This window comes from Pseudomonas sp. Nvir, from assembly GCF_963778085.1.
Lineage (GTDB): Bacteria > Pseudomonadota > Gammaproteobacteria > Pseudomonadales > Pseudomonadaceae > Aquipseudomonas > Aquipseudomonas juntendi.
On sequence record NZ_OY970405.1, the window covers coordinates 1909513 to 1927686 of the forward strand.

Here is an 18174-nt window from a genome sequence, read left to right on the forward strand (position 1 = left end):
GGGGGCGCGCCATGCAAACTAGATGACTGGATTTACATCGCAGCGTTGATAAAAGCTTCATCATAGGACTTTGCGCTGTAGCGGGTCAGAAACGCTTCACCATTCCCGAACGGCTCGATGCGCTGGTGTGCAAGCATGTAGAACCGGTGGCAGTTCGTTACGATTTCTTCGGTGTAGTGAGACGATACCACCACGCTGGCCCCATCTGCACACGCGTTCTTTATGCCCAGCCAGATGTGGTGTCGAAACTCAGGGTCTATGCCGGCGGTCGGTTCGTCGAGGATAATCAGGTCACCACCCATGAGCAGTAGTGTGAGGGTGATGAAACTGCGGATTTCGCCGTAACTGCAGGTCGATGCCTTTTTCTCAGAGAGGTTGGCGTAGCGCTTTGACAACGCAGGCGACCACTGGCAGAGGCGCGCAAGGGCCTGATGGTGACTGGGTGCCGATGTTGAATTCAACTGGGTGATCAGTTCATAGGCCTCGCCCATTTTCAGCAGCGGCGGTGGCGTTAGTACTTGCGTCAGGTAAAGCTGGCACTTGGAAACGTTGATGATATTGCCTTGGCTAGGCTTTCTGACATTGCATATCAAATCGAAAAGTGTCGTTTTGCCCGCGCCGTTGCATCCCAGTATTCCGACTGCCTCACCTTCGCTTAGGCTCAGCGAGATATTCTGGAGAAGCGGCGTGTCGGGGTGGGAAAAGCTGAGTTTGTCGAGCGTCAGAAGATTCATTCAATATCGACTCCAGATGGGTTGGATTCTGAATAACTTCGCTGTGACATAAAACCCTATTGCTGAGGCAGCAACGGCTGCAGAGAAGCTCACGCTGAGTGATAGCTGCCCATTGATGATGTTTGCGCTCAAGTAAAGCGGATTGATCGCGCCGAGCCAGTGCGAGGTGTTGGAAGGTGCGCTACCCAGGTAACCAGAAAAGAGCATGAGAAACGAAAGGAATGAAAATACCGTGCCGGCGGTACTGAACCTGATCGGCAGCGCAGCAATGGCCAGGCCTATGCAGGAAAATAGTAAATAGCTTGTGTAGAAAGCCGCTGTGAGATGCAGGAATTCTGGCAGCGAGTAGGGGCCGTACAGTGGCTTGGTGATGATATAGAAGGCGCTTGAATACAGCAGGCTGATCACGCTATAGCTGAGGGCATGTGACGTCAGGAACAGCGTGATGGCCTCCCGTCGGTAGATGAATGAACGGACAAAACCGCTCTCCCGTCTGCCAATCAAGTAGAAGCTCAGGCCGAAAAAGGCGACGTTTGCGGAGATGTAGGCGTAAAACCAGGCCGCGGAGTGCGTATAACTGGAAGCTGAGAGGCCCGTAAATGAAGCGTTCTGCTTCATGATCATGAACATCATGCACGGTGCTACTGCAGTCCACAGCAGTGCGGTAGGTTCTCTCAAGTGCTCAACGAGTAGTAGCCTGGCGACCGAAATTATTCTTCTTGTTCGTCTCATGGTATGCACCCTTCGGAGGTCATGAAGAAGACATTACGCCTGGTGCTATTTTGGAACCAAGCCCTCATGTACGGCGGTTGGGCGCTGAATGTCTGCTGCGAAATCTTTTATTGTCAGGATTGAGGGGTGTCAAGTTTTTCCGCTGAATATTCAGTTTCTAGGAGTAGGTGCGTTTGTTGAGGTGGTGATGCTTGTTGTGAGGGGCGTCTGAAGGATGTTTCTGACAATTAATTGATTAGTGGTATTGAGCGGGGCTTTTCAGTTTTTGGTGTGGGCCGTTTCCTGCTGGCTTGTAAGGCGTGTAGAAATTTTTATTATGAATACTCTATTTGAGATGAGCGGTATCGATAGTTCTGGTGCGCAATTAAGTGTTACAAGGTATAGCTTTTTTGCCGAATTCTAGATCGAGCACCGTGCGGGCGGCGCTCGCTATTTACAGCACTCACCTCAGGCGCTAGCGCTTGCCAAGAATCTTCCCAAGCATCTCCGGCCGTGGTGCGCCTTGCTGGCTCTGCAGCTGACCCTGATCATCCTGGTAGAAAATCGCTGGGGTGGCCTGCAACCCCATCTCTTCCATCAACGCCATGTTTGCCGCCAACTTTTGCTGAACCGCCGGCGGCACCTGCTTCAGCGCTGTCAGGGTGCTGGCCTTGCCGGCCTTCTCATGCGCGTGCAAAGCCTTGGCCGGGTCTTGTGCCGCCAGCAGGGCGGCCGACTTGCCTGGGCTGTCTTCGCGGATGATGCCGACCATGATGTGGCGCAACTGCACCTTGCCCGACTCGACCCAAGGCCGTGCCTGTTCCCAGAACATGTTGCAGTACGGGCAGTTGGGGTCGCTGAACAGGTACACCTTGCGCGGTGCATCGTCCCTGCCATCGGCGATCCAGGCGGTTTTCTCCATCTTCGCCCAGATTTCCTTGCTCATCGGCGCATACACCAGCTTTTCCAGCGGCTCTGCGCTCAGGTCCTTGCCCTGTTCGTCGAACAGGTTGCCGACCAGTACGTGCTTGCCGTCGGGCGTCAGGTACAGGGCCAGGGCGTTGTTCTGGTACTCGGCGGCGTAACCGCGCAGGCCGTTGGGGGCGTCGAAGCTGCCTTTGATCACGGCACCCTTGGCTTGCAGTTGCTGAACCGCCTTGGGCAGCTCTTCGGCCTGCAAGGCGGGGGCGGCCAGGAGGGCCAGGGACAGGGGCAACAGTGCAGTCAATCGCATTTCAGTTTCCTTGTGCGGCAGGGGCGGGCGCAGCGGCCCGCTCGAAAGGTTCCAGGGCATGGCGCAGGCTGGCCCGGGACAACTCCCCCAGGTGGCTACCGACCAGCCGCCCCTGGGCGTCATAGAACAGCGTGGTGGGCAGGGCCATCGAACCGACGCGTTGGGCCAGCAGGCCGGTGCCGTCGAACAGCACGTGGGTCAGGCTCAGGCCGGTGGTGGCGAGGAAGGTGCTGACGTTTTCCGGGGTTTCGCCCTGGTTGACGAACAGGAAGGTCACGTTCGGGTATTCGCTCTGCGCCTGCTGCAGCACCGGCATTTCGCGCCGGCAGGGTGGGCACCAGGTGGCCCAGAGGTTGATCACCAGCGGTGTACCGCGGTAGCTGTGCAGCGCCACGGGCTGGCCGCCGGCATTGCGCAGGTTCAGTTCGGGGAGTTCGGTGCCCTTGCTGTACAAGTGCCCGCCAAAGCTGGCCAGGCCCCAGAACAGCGCGCCGCTGAACAGCGCCCAGCCCAGCGGGCGGCGCAGGCCTGGGTGGCGCCAGCCCTGCCACAGGGCACCGCCCACGATACCCGCCAGGCCCGACCAGAACAGAAAGCCGCCATCACGGATGTCGATGATTTGCAGCGGATCGTCCCGGTACATCGGCCAGTACGCCAGCACGAACCCCGCCCGCGCGCTGAGCAAGCCAAGCAGAAACAGGTTGAACAGCGCCGACTCCGGGCTTTCACCGCCGCGCCGTGCGACCCACCAGCCGACCACGCTGGCGATCACCAGCGCGGTGAGCATGACCAGGTGGTTCAGGGCCATGGTCAGCGGCCCCAGGGTCACGGTGAGCATCAGCCTTGACTCCTGGTCTGGGCCCAGTGTTGCTGGAACACGGCGGCGTCCACTTCACCGGTGATGCGCCGCGCGCGGCGCTCTTCGCCTTCTGGGCCGATCCAGATGATGCTCGGCGGGCCCGGTACCTGGTAGCGTTGTAGCAGCGCTTTGCTGGCGGGGCTGTTGGCGGTCACGTCCAGCCGCAGCAGGTGCACGCCGGCCAGCCCGGCCTGCACGTCGCTGCGGCTGAACACTTGTTTTTCCATCACTTTGCACGACACGCACCAGTCGGCGTAGTAGTCGAGCATGACCCATTGCCCGCGAGACTTGGCGGCATCGAGTTCGCGTTGCAGGTCTTCTGGGCGGCTGACGGTGACGAAGCTATCCTCGGCGTGCGCAGCAGTGGCTGGCGCGGCTGCCCCCCCGGCGAATGGGCGCAGGGGTTGCCAGAGGTCGTCGCCGCCGGCTGCCGCGCCGACCAACAGCAAGCCCCCCCACAGCGCCCCCAGCAGCGGCACTGCGCGCAGTGCCGGCAGCCGCTGCAGGGCCGGCCAGGCTGCCCAGGCCAGGGCGACCAGCCAGGCACCGGCGAGGGCCAGCAGCAGGCTGGCCGGCAGCAGGCTGCGCACGGTGTACAGCGCCATGGCCAGGAACACGAAGCCGAATACCGCCTTTACCCGGTCCATCCAGGCGCCCGGGCGTGGCAGGTAGCGGTTGCCCAGGGTGACCAGCAACAGCAGCGGCACGCCCATGCCCAGGCCAAGGGCAAACAGCACCAGCGCGCCTTGCAGCACATCGCCGCTTTGCGCGATGTACAGCAGCGCCCCGGCCAGAGGCGCGGTCATGCAGGGGCCCAGCAGCAACCCGGACAACGCGCCCAGCAAGGCCGCACCATACAGGTTGCCGCCGCGGGTGCCTCGCCCGGCCCGGTCGAGACGATCACGCAGGGCGGCGGGCAACTGCAGTTCGAAGGCGCCGAACATCGGCAGGGCAAGGATGATGAACAGCCCCGCCAGGCTGCCCAGCAGCCAGGGTTGTTGCAGCCAGGCTTGCAGGCTGGCGCCTAGCAGCGCGGCGACCACGCCCAGGGCGGCGTAGACCAGGGCCATGCTCAGTACGTAGACCCCGGCCAGCAGCCAACCGCGGCGGGCGCTGGCACCGTTGCCCAACACCAGCCCGGCGAGAATCGGCAGCATCGGCAGCGAGCAGGGGGTAAAGGCCAGCAACAGGCCCAGGCCGAAGAAGGCCAGCAGGCTCCATACCAGGTGCCCCTGTTGCAGGCCGCTGGCCAAGGCCTGGTCGCTGGCTTGTTCGGCGGCCGGCGCTACGCTGCCGCCCAGGTCGATGCTGGTGGTTTGTGGCGGGTAGCACAGGCCGGCGTCGGCGCAGCCCTGCCAGCCCAGGCGCAACTGGCCCTGGGCGTTGGCCGGCAGCAGCAGTTCAAGCTGGTCACGGTACACCGCGCTGTCGCCGAAGAACTCGTCGTGGTGGTTGAGTGCCGGCGGCAATTGCGGCTGTTGATCGCTCGGCAGGCCATCGAATTTGAGGCGCTTCTGATACAGGTAGTAGCCCGGCTTGATCTGGAAGTACAGGCGCATCTGGCCGTCGGCCTGGCGGTCGTGGGTCAGTACGAAGGCCTGCTCGACCGGCAGGAAATCGGGTTTGACGTCGAACGGGTTGGCTTGCAGGGGGCCAGCCAGTAGCAGTGTCAGGAAGAGCAGGAGAACGCGCATGTCTTCGCCTTGGCAGATCGGGGAATGGGGCCATGCTGGCTGGGGTTGATTAAATGAAGGTTAACGGCGGTTTTGAAGGGGGTGTGAGGGTTTTCGGTGTTTGACGGGGGATTTGCAGCGCCTGTTAGATCGAGCGCCGAATCTCCAAAGGCGAACACCTATCAGCCCCAGCACGGATCCCCCCCCCCGCTTAAAACCCGACACACCGCGACATATTGTCGGCTTGACTTTGCCTGTCCTCGCTAAATTGCTGTAAAGTTGACGTTCAGGTCAGCTTTCTGCAAGCCAGGCCCAGAATCAGAAGAAAGGGCAGACCCTCGACTGCCCAGAGGATCAAGCATGTCCAACCGTGATATTTCCAGGCGCGCCTTCCTGCAAGGCGGGCTGGTCGCTGGTGTCGGTGTGACCATGGCGCCACTTGGCAGCCAGGCGTTCGCCGCGCTGATGGAGGAACGCGTCACCGCTTCGCCGCAGAAGTGGATGAGCCATGACGGCAAGGCGCGTTTCCGTAACGATGCGTTGTCCAAGGTCTGCGGCGACAAGGTGTTCGCCCGCGACATCCGTGCCAAGGACATGCCGGGCTGGCCGGTGCAACAGGGCCATGCCTTGTTGCTCAAGGCCACCAAGGCTGACCGCATCTATGCCGGGCATGACCTGAGCCTGCTGGGGGCAGACCTGCAACCAGACCGTGTCGTCACCGCCGCCGACCTGGAACAGGACGGCATCGCCTGGCCCGAAGCGCACTCGCCCGACCCGCTGCTGCCGCCTGGCAAGGTACCGATGTTCATCGGCCACCCCGTGGCAATCCTGATCTGGCACGATTTCGAGCGTTTCCGCCAGGCCAAGCGCAAGCTGCAGTTCAACGACCAGGCGATCCGCTACGGCGCCCAGGCGCCGCTGTACCAGCGTGACCCCTATGGCAGCTTCCGCTTCGTGCGGGTGGGCGGCGCCACGCCGTTCGACGACGATGAGTTCTCCAGCCTGAAGAATTCCATGCTGTTCCCCACCATCCTCAACCGCAAGCCGGTGTGGTCGAAACAGCCCAACCAGCATGGTGACCTGACCGAGCAGGGGCTGTTCTACGCCAACCGTATGGCCGAACAGCTGGACAACCCGCCCGAGGACTGGCTGGTGTTCGACGAGCGCTACAAGACGCCGTCCATCGAACCTGCCGCGCTGGAGCCGGACAACGGCAATGGCTGGTACGACCGGGCCAGCGGCACGCTGCACTTCGTGGTTGCCACCCAGTGCCCGTTCGAAGTGGCGCAGGAATGCGTGCACATGATCAAGCCGTCGCGGTTTGCCCTGAACACCCTGAACATGCACCCCGGCTACACCGTGGGCTACGGCTCCAAGGACAACAACATCTTCGTTTTCTACGCTGCCGTGGCTGCGTTGTACGGCGACGGGGTACCGGTCCGCCTGGCCAATGACCGCTACGAGCAGTTCCAGAGCGGCATCAAGCGCCATGCCTTCGATATCCGCTACCAACTGGCGGTGGACAAGAAAGACAACAGCTTCAAGATTTTCCGCGCCGACATGAGCTGCGACGGTGGCGGGCGCATCAACTACAGCCCGTCGGTGGCCGCAGTGGGTGCGACCGCAGCGCAGTCGATCTATTACATGCCGCAGAACGACCTGTCGGTGACTGCCTATTACTCGCGTGGCGTGGAGGCGGGCTCCATGCGCGGCTATGGCACCCTGCAGAGCATGGCGGCGACTGAAATGATGGTCGATGAAATCGCCGGCCGCCTGGGCGTGGATGCCATCGATCTGCGCCGTGCCAACGCGCTGAAGTCGGGCATGAAGAACACCCAGGGCGCGGTGCCGGCCGGCGCCCTGCGCCTGTACGAAATTCTCGACAAGGCCGCCGTGCACGACCGGTGGCGCAACCGTGACGCACGCAAGCAGCAGATGGATGCCAAGGACCAGGATCACTGGTACGGCGTGGGTTTCGCCATCTGCCAGAAAGACTTCGGGACGGGCGCGGAAGCGCCGATGGCCAGCGTCGAGTTCAGCCGCGACGGGCGCATCAGCCTGCGCCACATCGGTACCGAACTGGGCACTGGCATGTCCACTTCGCAGGCCCTGGTGGTCAGCGACTTCCTTGGCCGTTCGGCCGATGAGGTGCGCACTGCCGTTACCGAGTGGCCAGAGCTGCAACTGACCACCAGCGGCAACCCGTACCTGATCAGCCAGCCCGAACAGGACGCTGCCCTGCGTAACCCGCGCTGGGTGGGCAAGCTGGCGTCGCCATCGTCGGCGACCAACTCGGCGTTCTATTTCAGCCACGCTACCCGCGAAGCGGCACGGGTACTGTTCAACCACGGCCTGTGGCCGGCGGCCATGGCCATCTGGCGCCAGGGGCCTTACGGCGGGCAGGCCAACCCGCTGGTGGTGCGCCGCGAGAACGCTGTGTGGGTCAATGGTGAGCTGACCGGCAACGGCCTGGCTCCGATCCCGTTCGCCCAGCTGGCGCAAAAGGCCCATGACATGGGCCTGGTCACCGGTGTGAGCGTCCACGGCTTCAACCGCTGGAGCTGGGCCGAGGCCGACTTCGTCATCGACGGTGTGCGCGAGCGCTTCCCGCTCGACGCCGTGGCCGTGAAATACGGCGACGGCGCGGTCAACGCCAAGAAAGCGCAGATGAGCAGCCACGGTTATCACCTGCTCGACCGGCAGAACGCGGCGTACCCCGATACCCAGCTGAACAACGCCATGGTCACCTACTACAGCCCGGTGGCGACCATTGTCGAAGTCAAGGTCAACAAGGGCACCCACGAAGTGCAAGTGCTCAACCACCACAGCTGGGTCGAGTGCGGCCGGGCGCTGGTGCCGGAGCTGGTCAAAGGCCAGCTCGAAGGTGGCATCGCCATGGGTATCGGGCACGCCCTGACCGAAGAAATGCCAATGTACGAGGGCGGGCCCGGGGAGGGCGACTGGAACTTCAACCGCTACCGCCTGCCGCATGCGCGCGATGTGGCGGTGTGGCAGCAGACCAGCGAAATTCTGCCGCCGCTGTCACCCACCGACCCGTCCAAGGGCATTGCCGAAGTGGTGATGATCCCGGTCGTCGGTGCCATCGGCAATGCCGTTGCGCATGCCATTGGCAAGCGCGTGCGCGATCTGCCCATTACCCCAGCCCGTATCAAGGAGGCCCTCAATGGCTAACCGCCCACTGCAACTGACCCTCAACGGTCAACCGGTCGGCCCGGTCGAGGTCCCCGACGACCTGGCGATGCTCGACTACCTGCACGAATACCAGAACCTCACCGGTTCGCGCCTGGGCTGCGGCCAGGGCATCTGCCACGCCTGCGTGGTGATCGTGGACAACCCGGACGGCACCTGCGAAGAAGTGCGCACCTGCATCACCGGTGCCCACTACTTTGCAGGCAAGAAAGTGCGCACCATCGAAGGCCATGCCAGCAAGGACGAGGCCGGCAACCTGACGCTGAACCCGATCCAGCAGAAGTTCGTCGACCTGTTCGCCTTCCAGTGCAGTTACTGCGCACCAGGCTTCGTCAACGCCGCTACCGTGCTGGTGGAAACCGCCCAGCGCCAGCCGCTGAACAAGAGCGAAGTGCAAGACCGCATCGAGGCCAGCCTCGGGCACCACATCTGCCGGTGCACAGGCTACGTGCGTTACTACGACGCCACCCGCCAGGTGCTCAACGACCTCGGCCTGGTCAAGGAGGGTTGAACATGGGCTTCGTACGTAGCGCATTGGCGCTGGCGTTGGGTGTTGCCGTCAGTTCGGCGGCCCTGGCTGCCGATGAAGCACAGGTCAAGCGCGGTGAATACCTGGCCCGCGCCGCCGACTGCATGGCCTGCCACACCGCCGAAGGCGGCGCACCGTATGCCGGCGGCCTGCCGATCCATTCGCCGTTCGGCACCATCTACGGCAGCAACATCACCCCGGACAAGCAGTACGGCATCGGCAACTACAGCGCCGACGAGTTCTTCGCAGCAGTCACGCAGGGCAAGCGCAAGGATGGTGCCAACCTTTATCCCGCGATGCCTTACACCTCGTACCACCTGATCAAGCGCGAAGACTCGGACGCGATTCTTGCCTACCTGAAAACCGTACCGCCGATCAACCGCCCGGCCCCGCAGACGGCGCTGCGCTTCCCGTTCAACGTGCGCATGGGCCTGAGCGGCTGGAACCTGTTGTATGGCAAGAGCGTGCAGCTGCAGCCAACCGAGGGCAAAAGCCCGGCCTGGCAGCGTGGCCAGTACCTGGTCGAAGTCATGGGCCACTGTGGCGAGTGCCATACCCCACGCAATGCGATCGGCGCACTGCAGCAAGACCAGCGCCTGAGCGGCGGCCTGCTGGCGGGTTACCTGGCGCCCAGCCTGCTGGCGCAGGACCTGGCTGAGCGGGGCTGGACCCAGCCAGACTTGACCACCTTCCTCAAGCACGGCATCAGCGCCCAGGGCAGCATGTTCAACGAGATGTTCCCGGTGGTGCACCACAGCACCCAGCACCTGGAGGACGCCGACCTGGCGGCCATGGCCACCTACCTGCTGGGCGACCAGCCACCCGCGGCCAAGGTCATCCAGCCGGTTGCCCTGGCGCAGATGAGCGACAGTGCCCAGCGCGGCCACCAGCAGTACCTGAACGTTTGCGCCGGCTGCCATGGGGTCGACGGCGAGGGCAAGCCACACGTCGCCGTGGCCATGCAGGGCAATACCGTGCTGCGCCAGGCCGACTCGCGCAACCTGGTCAAGGTCATCCTCGAAGGCATCCGCGAACAACAGTTCACCGGCTTCGAGCGCATGCAGCCGATGCCTGGCTTCGCCGGTAAGCTGGATGACCAGCAGGTGACGGACATGGTCAACTACCTGCGCCAGGCCTGGGGCGGATTGCCCGGTGACCTGAAGGTACAGCAGCTCGCCGAGCTGCAGGCGGAGTAACCGGTGCAGCATCTCGATCTTCAGGTGATTCGCCAGGCCTTGCAGTGGTCGTGCAGCGGTCAGCAGGTGTGGTTGTGCACGGTACTCGCCACCTACGGTTCGGCGCCGCGTGCACCGGGGTCGCTGCTGGCGGTCAACGCCAGCGGCCAGTGGCTGGGTTCGTTGTCTGGTGGCTGCGTAGAGGACGACTTCCTGCACCGTGTGGCCTTGGGCGAGTTCGCCGAGCCGGTCACCCTTGTGCGTTACGGCGATGGCAGTGACCCCCGCTCGGGCATTCGCCTGCCGTGCGGCGGGGTGCTGGAAGTGCTGGTGGAAAACCTGGCGGCCGAGTGCGACGTGCAGGCCCACCTGCGCGAGTTGCAAAGCGCATTGCTGGGGCAGCGCCGGTTGTTGCGCGAAGTGCGCCTGCCCGACGGCAACCGCCAGTTGGTGCCTGACACCAGCCAGGGGCCGCGGGTGCAGCGTGAGCCCACCTGTGTACGGCTGCGCGTCGGCGCCGCCCAGCGCCTGCTGCTGGCGGGCTATTCCAGCGTGGCGCACTGTTGCGCCGAGTTCGGCAAAGGCCTGGGCTTCGAAGTGATTCTCTGCGAGCCACGTGATGAAGTGCTCGACGGCGTGCACCTGGACGGCATCGAGCTACGCCGCGAGCTGCCGTCGGAATTTATCGCCAATGGCGGTTGCCATGCCGACACGGCGGTGGTTGCATTGACCCATGATCCGAAAATCGATGACCTGGCCATGCTTGAAGCGGTGCGTACAGAAGCGTTCTACATCGGCGTGATGGGCTCGAAGGCCACCTCTGACAAGCGTCGCGAGCGCTTGCAGCGCATCGGCGGCCTGAGTGGCGACCAGTTGGCGCGTATCCACGCGCCGATCGGCCTCAACCTGGGTAGCAAGACACCGGCCGAAATCGCCCTGGCGGTACTGGCCGATATCTTGCGCCTGCGCAACGGGATTGGGCGGGCGGCGCTGTGAGTGTGGTGGCGTTGGTGTTGGCGGCTGGCAGCAGCGTGCGCTTCGGCGGCGACAAGCGCCGGGCGCTGATGTCGGACGGTCGCAGCCTGCTGGTGCACAGTGTCGAACGTGCCTGCGCGGTGTTCGATGAGGTGCGGGTGGTGTTGCGCGCCGGCGAACGGGCAGAGGCGCTGGGTTTGCCATCGGCGTGCCGGGTCATTTCCAGTGTCGATTGCGCACAGGGCATGGGCCATAGCCTGGCAGCCGGCGCCGCCTCGCTGGCAGATTGCGAGGCGCGGGCGGTAGCGGTGGTGTTGGGCGACATGCCCTGGGTGGCGCCCGCCACGCTTGGCTTGCTTGCACGCCAGGCCGGTCCGTCAACCATAGTCCTGCCTTGGCATGCCGGGCGGCAGGGCCATCCGGTGTTGTTCGGCCGTGATTTCTGGCCGGCGCTTGCCCGGTTGCAGGGTGATGAAGGGGCGCGGTCGGTAGTGAAGGCTCATCCAGAAAGTTGCGTCAGGGTGCACGTGCAGGACGTCGGTGTGCTGCAGGATGTCGACAGGCCAGAGGCGCTTAACCCGTAGCCATGGCCTATTCATCCTCTTCGTCAGCCCATTCGTAAGGCTGCAGTGCGCTCAGTTGCGACAGCAGCAGCAGGTGCTCCACCACTTTGAGCTTTTCCAGCCGCTCAAGGCTGTCTGAACCTCCCAGCATCAAGGCGGGAACAAAGCCATACATTTCATCCACGCCCAAGGTGCCGAGCCGTTCCCTGGCAGGGTCGAACAGGTCGTCGAAATACGTGCCTTCGGTCATCAGCCACATGAGCAAACCATGGATCTTGTTGTCCCGCTCTTCGTCCCCTGAACTGTGGGCACCCTCGATATAACGGGAGTGGAAGGCCGCGATGGTCAGCACTGAACCGGTTTTTTCACCCCATAGGTACAGGTCGCCAAAAGCGCTGCGGGCGATAAGGTGATAAGTGTCGCAAGTTTCGAAGTGCGTGCCTGCCAACCAGGAAGCCACGACCTCCTGATATTCCTGGGGGTTGACCACCCAGAACAAGCCGTCGCCGTAGCCGCACCAGCCGTGGTCTTGCCAGTAGGCAAGGAGGCGGTTCGGGAGTTTGCCTCTGTAATGATCGATGGCGGCATGTGGCACGGGCTGCTGGCCGATGGGGGCGCCGAAGGTTTCCAGGAAAATGCTGAAGACTACGTCCATGGTTTCAAGTCCCTTTTGGGTTTTTAGAAGTCGGAGAAGCGGTAGGGCTCAAGTGCAGTTAGCTGTGAGAGCATTATTAAATGTTCCACGGTGTTTACTTTTTCGATTCGCTCTAAACTCGCTTTCCCGCCAAAGGCAAGTGCGGGGTTGAATCCATACATTTCATTGTGATTGAGTATGCCAAGTTTTTTCCTTGCTGCTTCGAATAACCCTTCGAAATCATTGCTGTCCTTTTTTGTCTGTAGGAAGAATGATTGCACATGTCTGTCGATGTTAGAGGTGCGGCGGTTGTTGCCGCAGTAATGTGAGATATGGCTGGCAATGCTCAGTGAAAAGCCTGTTCTTTCACCGTACAAGTAGAGATCGCCGAATGCCCCACGCGCGATTACGTGATAGTTGTCATGCGCGGCCAAGGGCGTGCCATTGATCCAATACGCAACGACACCCTCATACTCTTGAGGGTCGACCGTCCAAAAAATGCCGTCACCGTATCCGCACCACCCGTATTTTGCCCAATATTCCATCAATTTTTCTGGTAGTTTTCCCCTGTAGCGTTCGATGGCCGAGGCAGGTACCTCCTGCCTGAGAATAGGTTGTCCAATTTTTTCGATGAAGGAGGCGTAGACGTCATCCATTATGAGGTCCCTATCAATCTAGCATTTGCGTAATTTGATGTTCATGAGGGAAGCACCGCTGCCCGATTTCAATGTTTGTTCGGCAGCTGTCTGCATACTCTTGATCTTGCTTTTCCACTGGGGGCCTATGGTGGAGTTGACTTGCCTGTCCCCGAAATCGTCAATGGCATCTTTGCCTCCGGCGGTCAAATCAGGGTTGTGCAAGGCTGCAAGCGTTGCCATGGTCTCCTTAGCTAATCTTGCAGCCATCCTTTGGGCCTCAAATAGACTCATCTCGTCCGGCAAATCATCCAGTATCCGCTGCTCCAACTTGTCTTGCATCTGCTTGCGAGCTTTGCGTGCCAAAATTGGGTTTCGCTTTACGGGATTGGCGACGTTCTCCAAAAACTCTTCAACCGTCAGTCGATTCAACCCCTCCTGCTGCCCCTTCAATTGCCGTTCAAACTCGCCATGCTTCGATGGTGGCAATTTGTCCGCCTTGAAACACGCCACGGTGTGCAATGGCATGCTAGCGGGCTTGACTGTCGAGGGCTCATGTTCTTTTCCCGCCTGCCGGTTCGGCTGAACTGGCTGCGGCTCATTCCCCGCACCCTTGCGCCGTTCCGGCACTTGCAGATCTGGCCGTTTCTTCAACCCTTCCTCATGCTTGAGCATCCATTGCCCAAGGCGCGCGCCTTTTCTGCTGGCGGCCATTTCCTGCGCGAGCACCCGTGCGTCACCGCGACCGCGGGTAAGGTACGAGACGATCGCCCCCAACAGCAGCACCACTACTTCCACGTGGCCCAAGGCGATGTGATGGGCAGCCCTGGAAATCGCCTGCGGATCATCGCCCCCAAAGGGGTTGTAGCTATCGTCCCGCGTGCCTTCCCAGGCTATGCGAATGCCATCGAGGTAGTACTCGCCGATGCGGGGCAGGCCTTCGATAAAGAACTCGGCAATGGAGGCAAGACCCAGTACGCCAAGAATCCAGCCGCTGACCTTGAGGCCCATCGCCGCGCCGGCGCCGGCCAAAGGAACGGCACCGGCCCCTGCGCCAAATGCCCCGATCCCGGCGCCAATGACGCCGCCGGTGAGGGTGCTGCCTACGATGATCATCGCCATCTCCCTCACGACCTTGAGCAGCTCGTTGAGAATGCTGGCGATGTCCAGGTTGGCGAAGCGTTGGCGCAGTGTGCTGCTGGCCTGCCACTCGGCCTGGTTGAAGGCCGACTGGACAGCTTTGACCCGGCGCAGGTTGAGGGCCAGTGAGGCGACCGGTTCATTGAGGTGGGTACGAAATTGAGCGCGTCCCTGATAGCCCATTTCATCGGTGACACGTGATTCGATCTCGAACCACGAGGGCACCAGGTAATTCAGGTGCATGAGGTGTCTCCCTGACAGCGTGTGCAGGGGAAATCCCATCATGGATTCGGTTCGGAAATTCCTGAGTCGGCTGTAGGAAAAGGAGACTTCGTTCCAGGCGGTCGCACGCGCTCAAGCCACGCTCGCCCAGCCCACCTGCAAAGGTCCATAATCCCCCCTTAATCCCTTCATAGTGCAATGCCAGCCACACCACTGGGAGCCCACACCATGCACGTTCTGCTCTGCGAGGACGATGACCTGATCGCCGCCGGCATCTGCGCCGGCCTTACAGCCCAGGGCCTGACCGTCGACCGGGTGGGCAACGCCGCCGCTGCGCGGGCCATCCTGCAGGCGGCGCAGTTCGACGTGATGATCCTCGACCTGGGCCTGCCCGACGAAGACGGCCTCAAGCTGCTGCGCCGCCTGCGCGAAAAAGGCGAGACCTTGCCGGTGCTGGTGCTTACCGCGCGCGACGCCGTCACCGATCGCGTCGATGGCCTGCAGGCCGGTGCCGACGATTACCTGCTCAAGCCCTTCGACCTGCGCGAGCTGGCTGCACGCCTGCACACCCTGCTACGGCGGGTGGCCGGGCGGGCGGTCAATGTGATCGAGCACGGCCCGCTGCGTTACGACCCCAGCAGTTGCGAGGCGACCCTGGCCGGCCAGCAGGTCGACCTTTCCCGCCGTGAACAGGCGCTGTTGCAGGCCCTGCTGCAAAACCCCGGGCGGGTGTTGTCCAGCGAGCAGTTGAAGGACTGCGTGTATGGCTTCAGTGACGAAGTGGAAAGCAACGCCCTGAACGTGCATATCCACCACCTGCGGCGCAAGCTCGGCAACGGTATCGTCGAGACCGTGCGCGGCCTGGGCTACCGCCTGGGCCCGGCGCAGGCACCGGAAGAGGCTGCACCATGAGCCTGCGGGTACGCTTGAGCCTGATCCTGGGCAGTGCCTTCATCATCATCTGGGTGCTGGCTGCGGCATGGATGCTGCGCGACCTGCGCCAGCAGATGATGTTTTCCCTCGACCAACGGCTGGTCGCCTCGGCGCGCATGGTCGCCGGGCTGATCGACCAGTTGCCGCAGCCATTGACGGCCAAGGGCGGCGAGGCGCATTTCTCGGCCGACCAGTTCAGCGTGCCGGACGGCATGGCCTGCCAGGTCAGCTCGCTGCGCGGCGAAATCCTCGCCAGCAACCACAAGCACGACGGGACCATGGATGACGAGCGCAGCGGCTTCCGCGACCAGACCATCGACGGCGCTTCGTGGCGCACCTTCACCTACAACCATGGGGATGTGCGCATCACCACCGCCGACCGGCATATGGAGCGTGAAGCGCTGAACCAGTCGATCCTGCTGGCGGCTTCGGCGCCGGTGCTGATGGCCCTGCTCGGTAGCCTGGGGTTGTTGTGGATCGGCCTGGGCAAGGGCTTGGAACCGCTCAACCGCATGCGCGATGCCTTGCGCCGCAGGCGCGCCGACAGCGTGGAGCCGTTGCAGGTGGCGGGCCTGCCCAGCGAGTTGCAACCGTTGCTGGACACCCAAAACCAGCTGTTCCTGCGCATTGCCCAGACCATCGAACGCGAGCGGCGCCTGACCGACGATGCTGCGCACGAGTTGCGCAGCCCGTTGACCGCAATCAAGACCCACCTGCAGGTGGCGCGCATGACCGATGGCGCCGTGCGCGAGCAGGCACTGGAGCATGCCGAGCAGGGCGCCGACCGCATGCACCGTACCCTTGAGCAGTTGCTGATGCTGGCACGGGTGGAGGGCAGCCTTTCGTTCGAGGATGGCGTGCAGTGCAGCGCCGAGCAGGTGGCCCGCCAGGCCGTACAGGACGCGGGCGGGGGTGACAACCGGCGTATCGTGTTGCGCCTGCCTGAAGAGGCCACGCAGATCTACCTGGGCATGCCGGCGCCGCTGGCAGTGGCCGCGCTGCGCAACCTGCTGGACAACGCCCTGCGCCATGGCGGCGAACAGGCAGTGGAGTTGGAGGTGCAGATGGCTGACGGGCAGGTGGGCTTCATGGTGCGTGACCATGGGCCGGGGATTGCCGAGGCGGATCTGGAACACCTTACCGAGCGTTTCTGGCGCAGCGGGCAGAGCGGTGGTTGCGGGCTGGGGTTGGCGATCGTGCAGGCGATCGTGCAGCGGTGTGCCGGTAGCCTCAGGTTCGACAGCAGTAGCGATGGCTTGCGGGTGTGGTTGCAAGTGCCGGCGCGTTCGAGCAGTTGATTTTCACTGCCTGTGCCGGCCCTTTCGCGGGCTTGCCCGCACCCACAGGTACTGCACAGGGCCTGACCCTGTGGGAGCGGGCAAGCCCGCGAAAGGGCCGGCACAGGGTGAGTAAAATCCAGTAACAACCGCTAAATCCTCCCAGCACTCAAGCGTTTTCCAAGCGACGAACACCCGCACTTTCGCTCGCTTGCGAGGATTTACCCATGTCCACCGCTTCCAGCCTTGCCCAGGTCCCGCCGGCCAGCGTGTCGCAGGCCCTGTACGAATTCACCGACTCACCGTTGCTGCAACGCCAGCAACAGCAGGAGTCCAACGCCCGCAGCTACCCACGGCGCATCCCGCTGGCGCTCAAGCGCGCCAGGGGTATCCACGTCGAAGACGTCGAAGGCCGACAGTTCATCGACTGCCTGGCGGGCGCCGGCACCCTGGCGCTGGGCCATAACCACCCGGTGGTGATCGAGGCGATCCAGCGTGTGCTGGCCGATGAGATCCCCTTGCACACACTCGACCTGACCACACCGGTCAAGGACCGCTTCGTTCAGGACCTGTACAGCATCCTGCCCGAGGCCCTGCGCCGCGAGGCCAAGGTGCAGTTCTGCGGCCCGACCGGGACCGACGCCGTGGAGGCGGCACTCAAGCTGGTGCGCAGCGCCACCGGGCGCAGCACCGTGTTGGCCTTCCAGGGTGCCTACCATGGCATGAGTCAGGGGGCCCTGAGCCTGATGGGCAGCCATGGTCCCAAGCAACCGCTGGGTGCCTTGTTGAGCAGCGGCGTGCAGTTCATGCCATACCCGTACGACTACCGCTGCCCGTTCGGCCTGGGCGGTGAGTCCGGGGTCAAGGCCAACCTGCATTACCTGCAAAACCTGCTGCTCGATCCGGAAAGCGGGGTGCCACTGCCGGCTGCAGTCATCCTGGAGGTGGTGCAGGGCGAGGGCGGGGTGATCCCGGCCGATATCGAATGGCTCAAGGGCGTGCGCCGGATCACCGAGCAGGCGGGTGTGGCCTTGATCGTCGATGAGATTCAGAGCGGCTTTGCCCGTACCGGGCGGATGTTCGCCTTCGAGCATGCCGGCATCGTGCCGGACGTGGTCACGCTGTCCAAGGCCATTGGCGGCAGCCTGCCGTTGGCGGTGGTGGTGTATCGCGACTGGCTGGACACGTGGAAACCGGGGGCGCACGCCGGCACCTTCCGCGGTAACCAGATGGCCATGGCGGCGGGTTCGGCGGTAATCGATTACCTGGTCGAGCATCGCCTGGCCGAGCATGCCGAGGCCATGGGGCTACGGTTGCGTGGGCACCTGCAGCGCCTGCAGCGGGACTACCCGCAGTTGGGTGATATCCGTGGCCGGGGCTTGATGCTGGGCGTGGAGCTGGTCGACCCGCAAGGCCAGCCCGATGTGCTGGGCCACCCACCGGCTAACCGCGACCTGGCGCCCAAGGTGCAGCGCGAGTGCCTCAAGCGTGGCCTGATTCTGGAGCTGGGAGGGCGACATGGTGCGGTGGTGCGCTTCTTGCCGCCGTTGATCATCAGCGGCGAGCAGATCGATGAAGTCGCGCAGCGCTTTGCCGAGGCGTTGATCGCGGCGGTCTGACTGATTGGCGGGGCCACAAAGCGGCCCCGCCAATAGCCTATCCATCACCGT

The 18174-nt window shown here is 62.9% G+C and carries 16 protein-coding genes; 8 read left to right on the forward strand and 8 right to left on the reverse strand.

Going from position 1 to position 18174, the window contains the following annotated elements; all coding sequences use genetic code 11:
* Positions 1-32: 32 nt before the first annotated feature.
* From AACG97_RS09220 to dsbD, 5 genes are all read right to left on the reverse strand, one after another.
* Positions 33-734 carry an ATP-binding cassette domain-containing protein gene (locus AACG97_RS09220; protein WP_197885772.1) on the reverse strand — a complete coding sequence of 234 codons (702 nt, stop codon included), beginning with the start codon at positions 732-734 and terminating at the stop codon, positions 33-35.
* Positions 735-1466 (reverse strand): ABC transporter permease, encoded by a 732-nt coding sequence (locus AACG97_RS09225; protein ID WP_033690766.1) that lies wholly within the window; start codon positions 1464-1466, stop codon positions 735-737.
* A 454-nt stretch (positions 1467-1920) separates the two neighbouring features.
* Positions 1921-2679, reverse strand: coding sequence for a thiol:disulfide interchange protein DsbG (gene dsbG / locus AACG97_RS09230; RefSeq protein WP_009684803.1), 759 nt, complete (start codon positions 2677-2679; stop codon positions 1921-1923).
* 1 nt (position 2680) lies between these two features.
* Positions 2681-3517, reverse strand: a complete 837-nt coding sequence (locus AACG97_RS09235) for a TlpA disulfide reductase family protein (RefSeq protein ID WP_197885773.1) — start codon at positions 3515-3517, stop codon at positions 2681-2683.
* Positions 3517-5232 carry a protein-disulfide reductase DsbD gene (gene dsbD, locus AACG97_RS09240; RefSeq protein ID WP_225785734.1) on the reverse strand — a complete coding sequence of 572 codons (1716 nt, stop codon included), beginning with the start codon at positions 5230-5232 and terminating at the stop codon, positions 3517-3519. Before dsbD ends, AACG97_RS09235 begins: the two co-directional genes overlap by 1 nt.
* Positions 5233-5571: 339 nt before the next feature.
* Between dsbD and AACG97_RS09245 the strand changes: the two genes are divergently transcribed.
* Genes AACG97_RS09245 through AACG97_RS09265 form a run of 5 tightly spaced genes read left to right on the forward strand, consistent with a single transcriptional unit; the run spans position 5572 to position 11684 of the window.
* Entirely contained in the window at positions 5572-8403 is a 2832-nt protein-coding gene (locus AACG97_RS09245) for a xanthine dehydrogenase family protein molybdopterin-binding subunit (RefSeq protein ID WP_197885775.1), read from the forward strand.
* Positions 8396-8932: a (2Fe-2S)-binding protein gene (locus tag AACG97_RS09250; protein ID WP_009684799.1), complete on the forward strand. Its 537-nt coding sequence runs from the start codon at positions 8396-8398 to the stop codon at positions 8930-8932. Before AACG97_RS09245 ends, AACG97_RS09250 begins: the two co-directional genes overlap by 8 nt.
* A gap of 2 nt (positions 8933-8934) precedes the next feature.
* Positions 8935-10146 (forward strand): cytochrome c, encoded by a 1212-nt coding sequence (locus tag AACG97_RS09255; protein ID WP_197885776.1) that lies wholly within the window; start codon positions 8935-8937, stop codon positions 10144-10146.
* 3 nt (positions 10147-10149) lie between these two features.
* Positions 10150-11121: an XdhC family protein gene (locus tag AACG97_RS09260; RefSeq protein ID WP_125854480.1), complete on the forward strand. Its 972-nt coding sequence runs from the start codon at positions 10150-10152 to the stop codon at positions 11119-11121.
* Positions 11118-11684: a nucleotidyltransferase family protein gene (locus tag AACG97_RS09265; RefSeq protein ID WP_197885777.1), complete on the forward strand. Its 567-nt coding sequence runs from the start codon at positions 11118-11120 to the stop codon at positions 11682-11684. Before AACG97_RS09260 ends, AACG97_RS09265 begins: the two co-directional genes overlap by 4 nt.
* A gap of 7 nt (positions 11685-11691) precedes the next feature.
* Here the strand turns inward: AACG97_RS09265 and AACG97_RS09270 are convergent, their stop codons facing one another.
* The 3 genes from AACG97_RS09270 to AACG97_RS09280 are packed head-to-tail and all read right to left on the reverse strand — an operon-like array spanning position 11692 to position 14315.
* Positions 11692-12318 (reverse strand): GAD-like domain-containing protein, encoded by a 627-nt coding sequence (locus AACG97_RS09270; protein WP_115293680.1) that lies wholly within the window; start codon positions 12316-12318, stop codon positions 11692-11694.
* A gap of 23 nt (positions 12319-12341) precedes the next feature.
* The gene (locus AACG97_RS09275; RefSeq protein WP_197885778.1) at positions 12342-12953 is read right to left on the reverse strand and encodes a GAD-like domain-containing protein; all 612 of its coding nucleotides are present in this window, start codon (positions 12951-12953) and stop codon (positions 12342-12344) included.
* A gap of 18 nt (positions 12954-12971) precedes the next feature.
* Positions 12972-14315: a DUF6861 domain-containing protein gene (locus tag AACG97_RS09280; RefSeq protein ID WP_197885779.1), complete on the reverse strand. Its 1344-nt coding sequence runs from the start codon at positions 14313-14315 to the stop codon at positions 12972-12974.
* A 207-nt stretch (positions 14316-14522) separates the two neighbouring features.
* Here AACG97_RS09280 and AACG97_RS09285 point away from each other — a divergent pair, with 207 nt between their 5' ends.
* The 3 genes from AACG97_RS09285 (at position 14523) to AACG97_RS09295 (ending at position 18123) form a co-directional block, all read left to right on the forward strand.
* Positions 14523-15206 carry a response regulator gene (locus AACG97_RS09285; protein WP_197885780.1) on the forward strand — a complete coding sequence of 228 codons (684 nt, stop codon included), beginning with the start codon at positions 14523-14525 and terminating at the stop codon, positions 15204-15206.
* Positions 15203-16525 (forward strand): ATP-binding protein, encoded by a 1323-nt coding sequence (locus AACG97_RS09290; protein ID WP_009684794.1) that lies wholly within the window; start codon positions 15203-15205, stop codon positions 16523-16525. Before AACG97_RS09285 ends, AACG97_RS09290 begins: the two co-directional genes overlap by 4 nt.
* Before the next feature lie 206 nt (positions 16526-16731).
* On the forward strand, positions 16732-18123 hold the full coding sequence (locus AACG97_RS09295; protein ID WP_225785733.1) for an aspartate aminotransferase family protein: 1392 nt from the start codon (positions 16732-16734) through the stop codon (positions 18121-18123).
* Positions 18124-18174 lie beyond the last annotated feature (51 nt).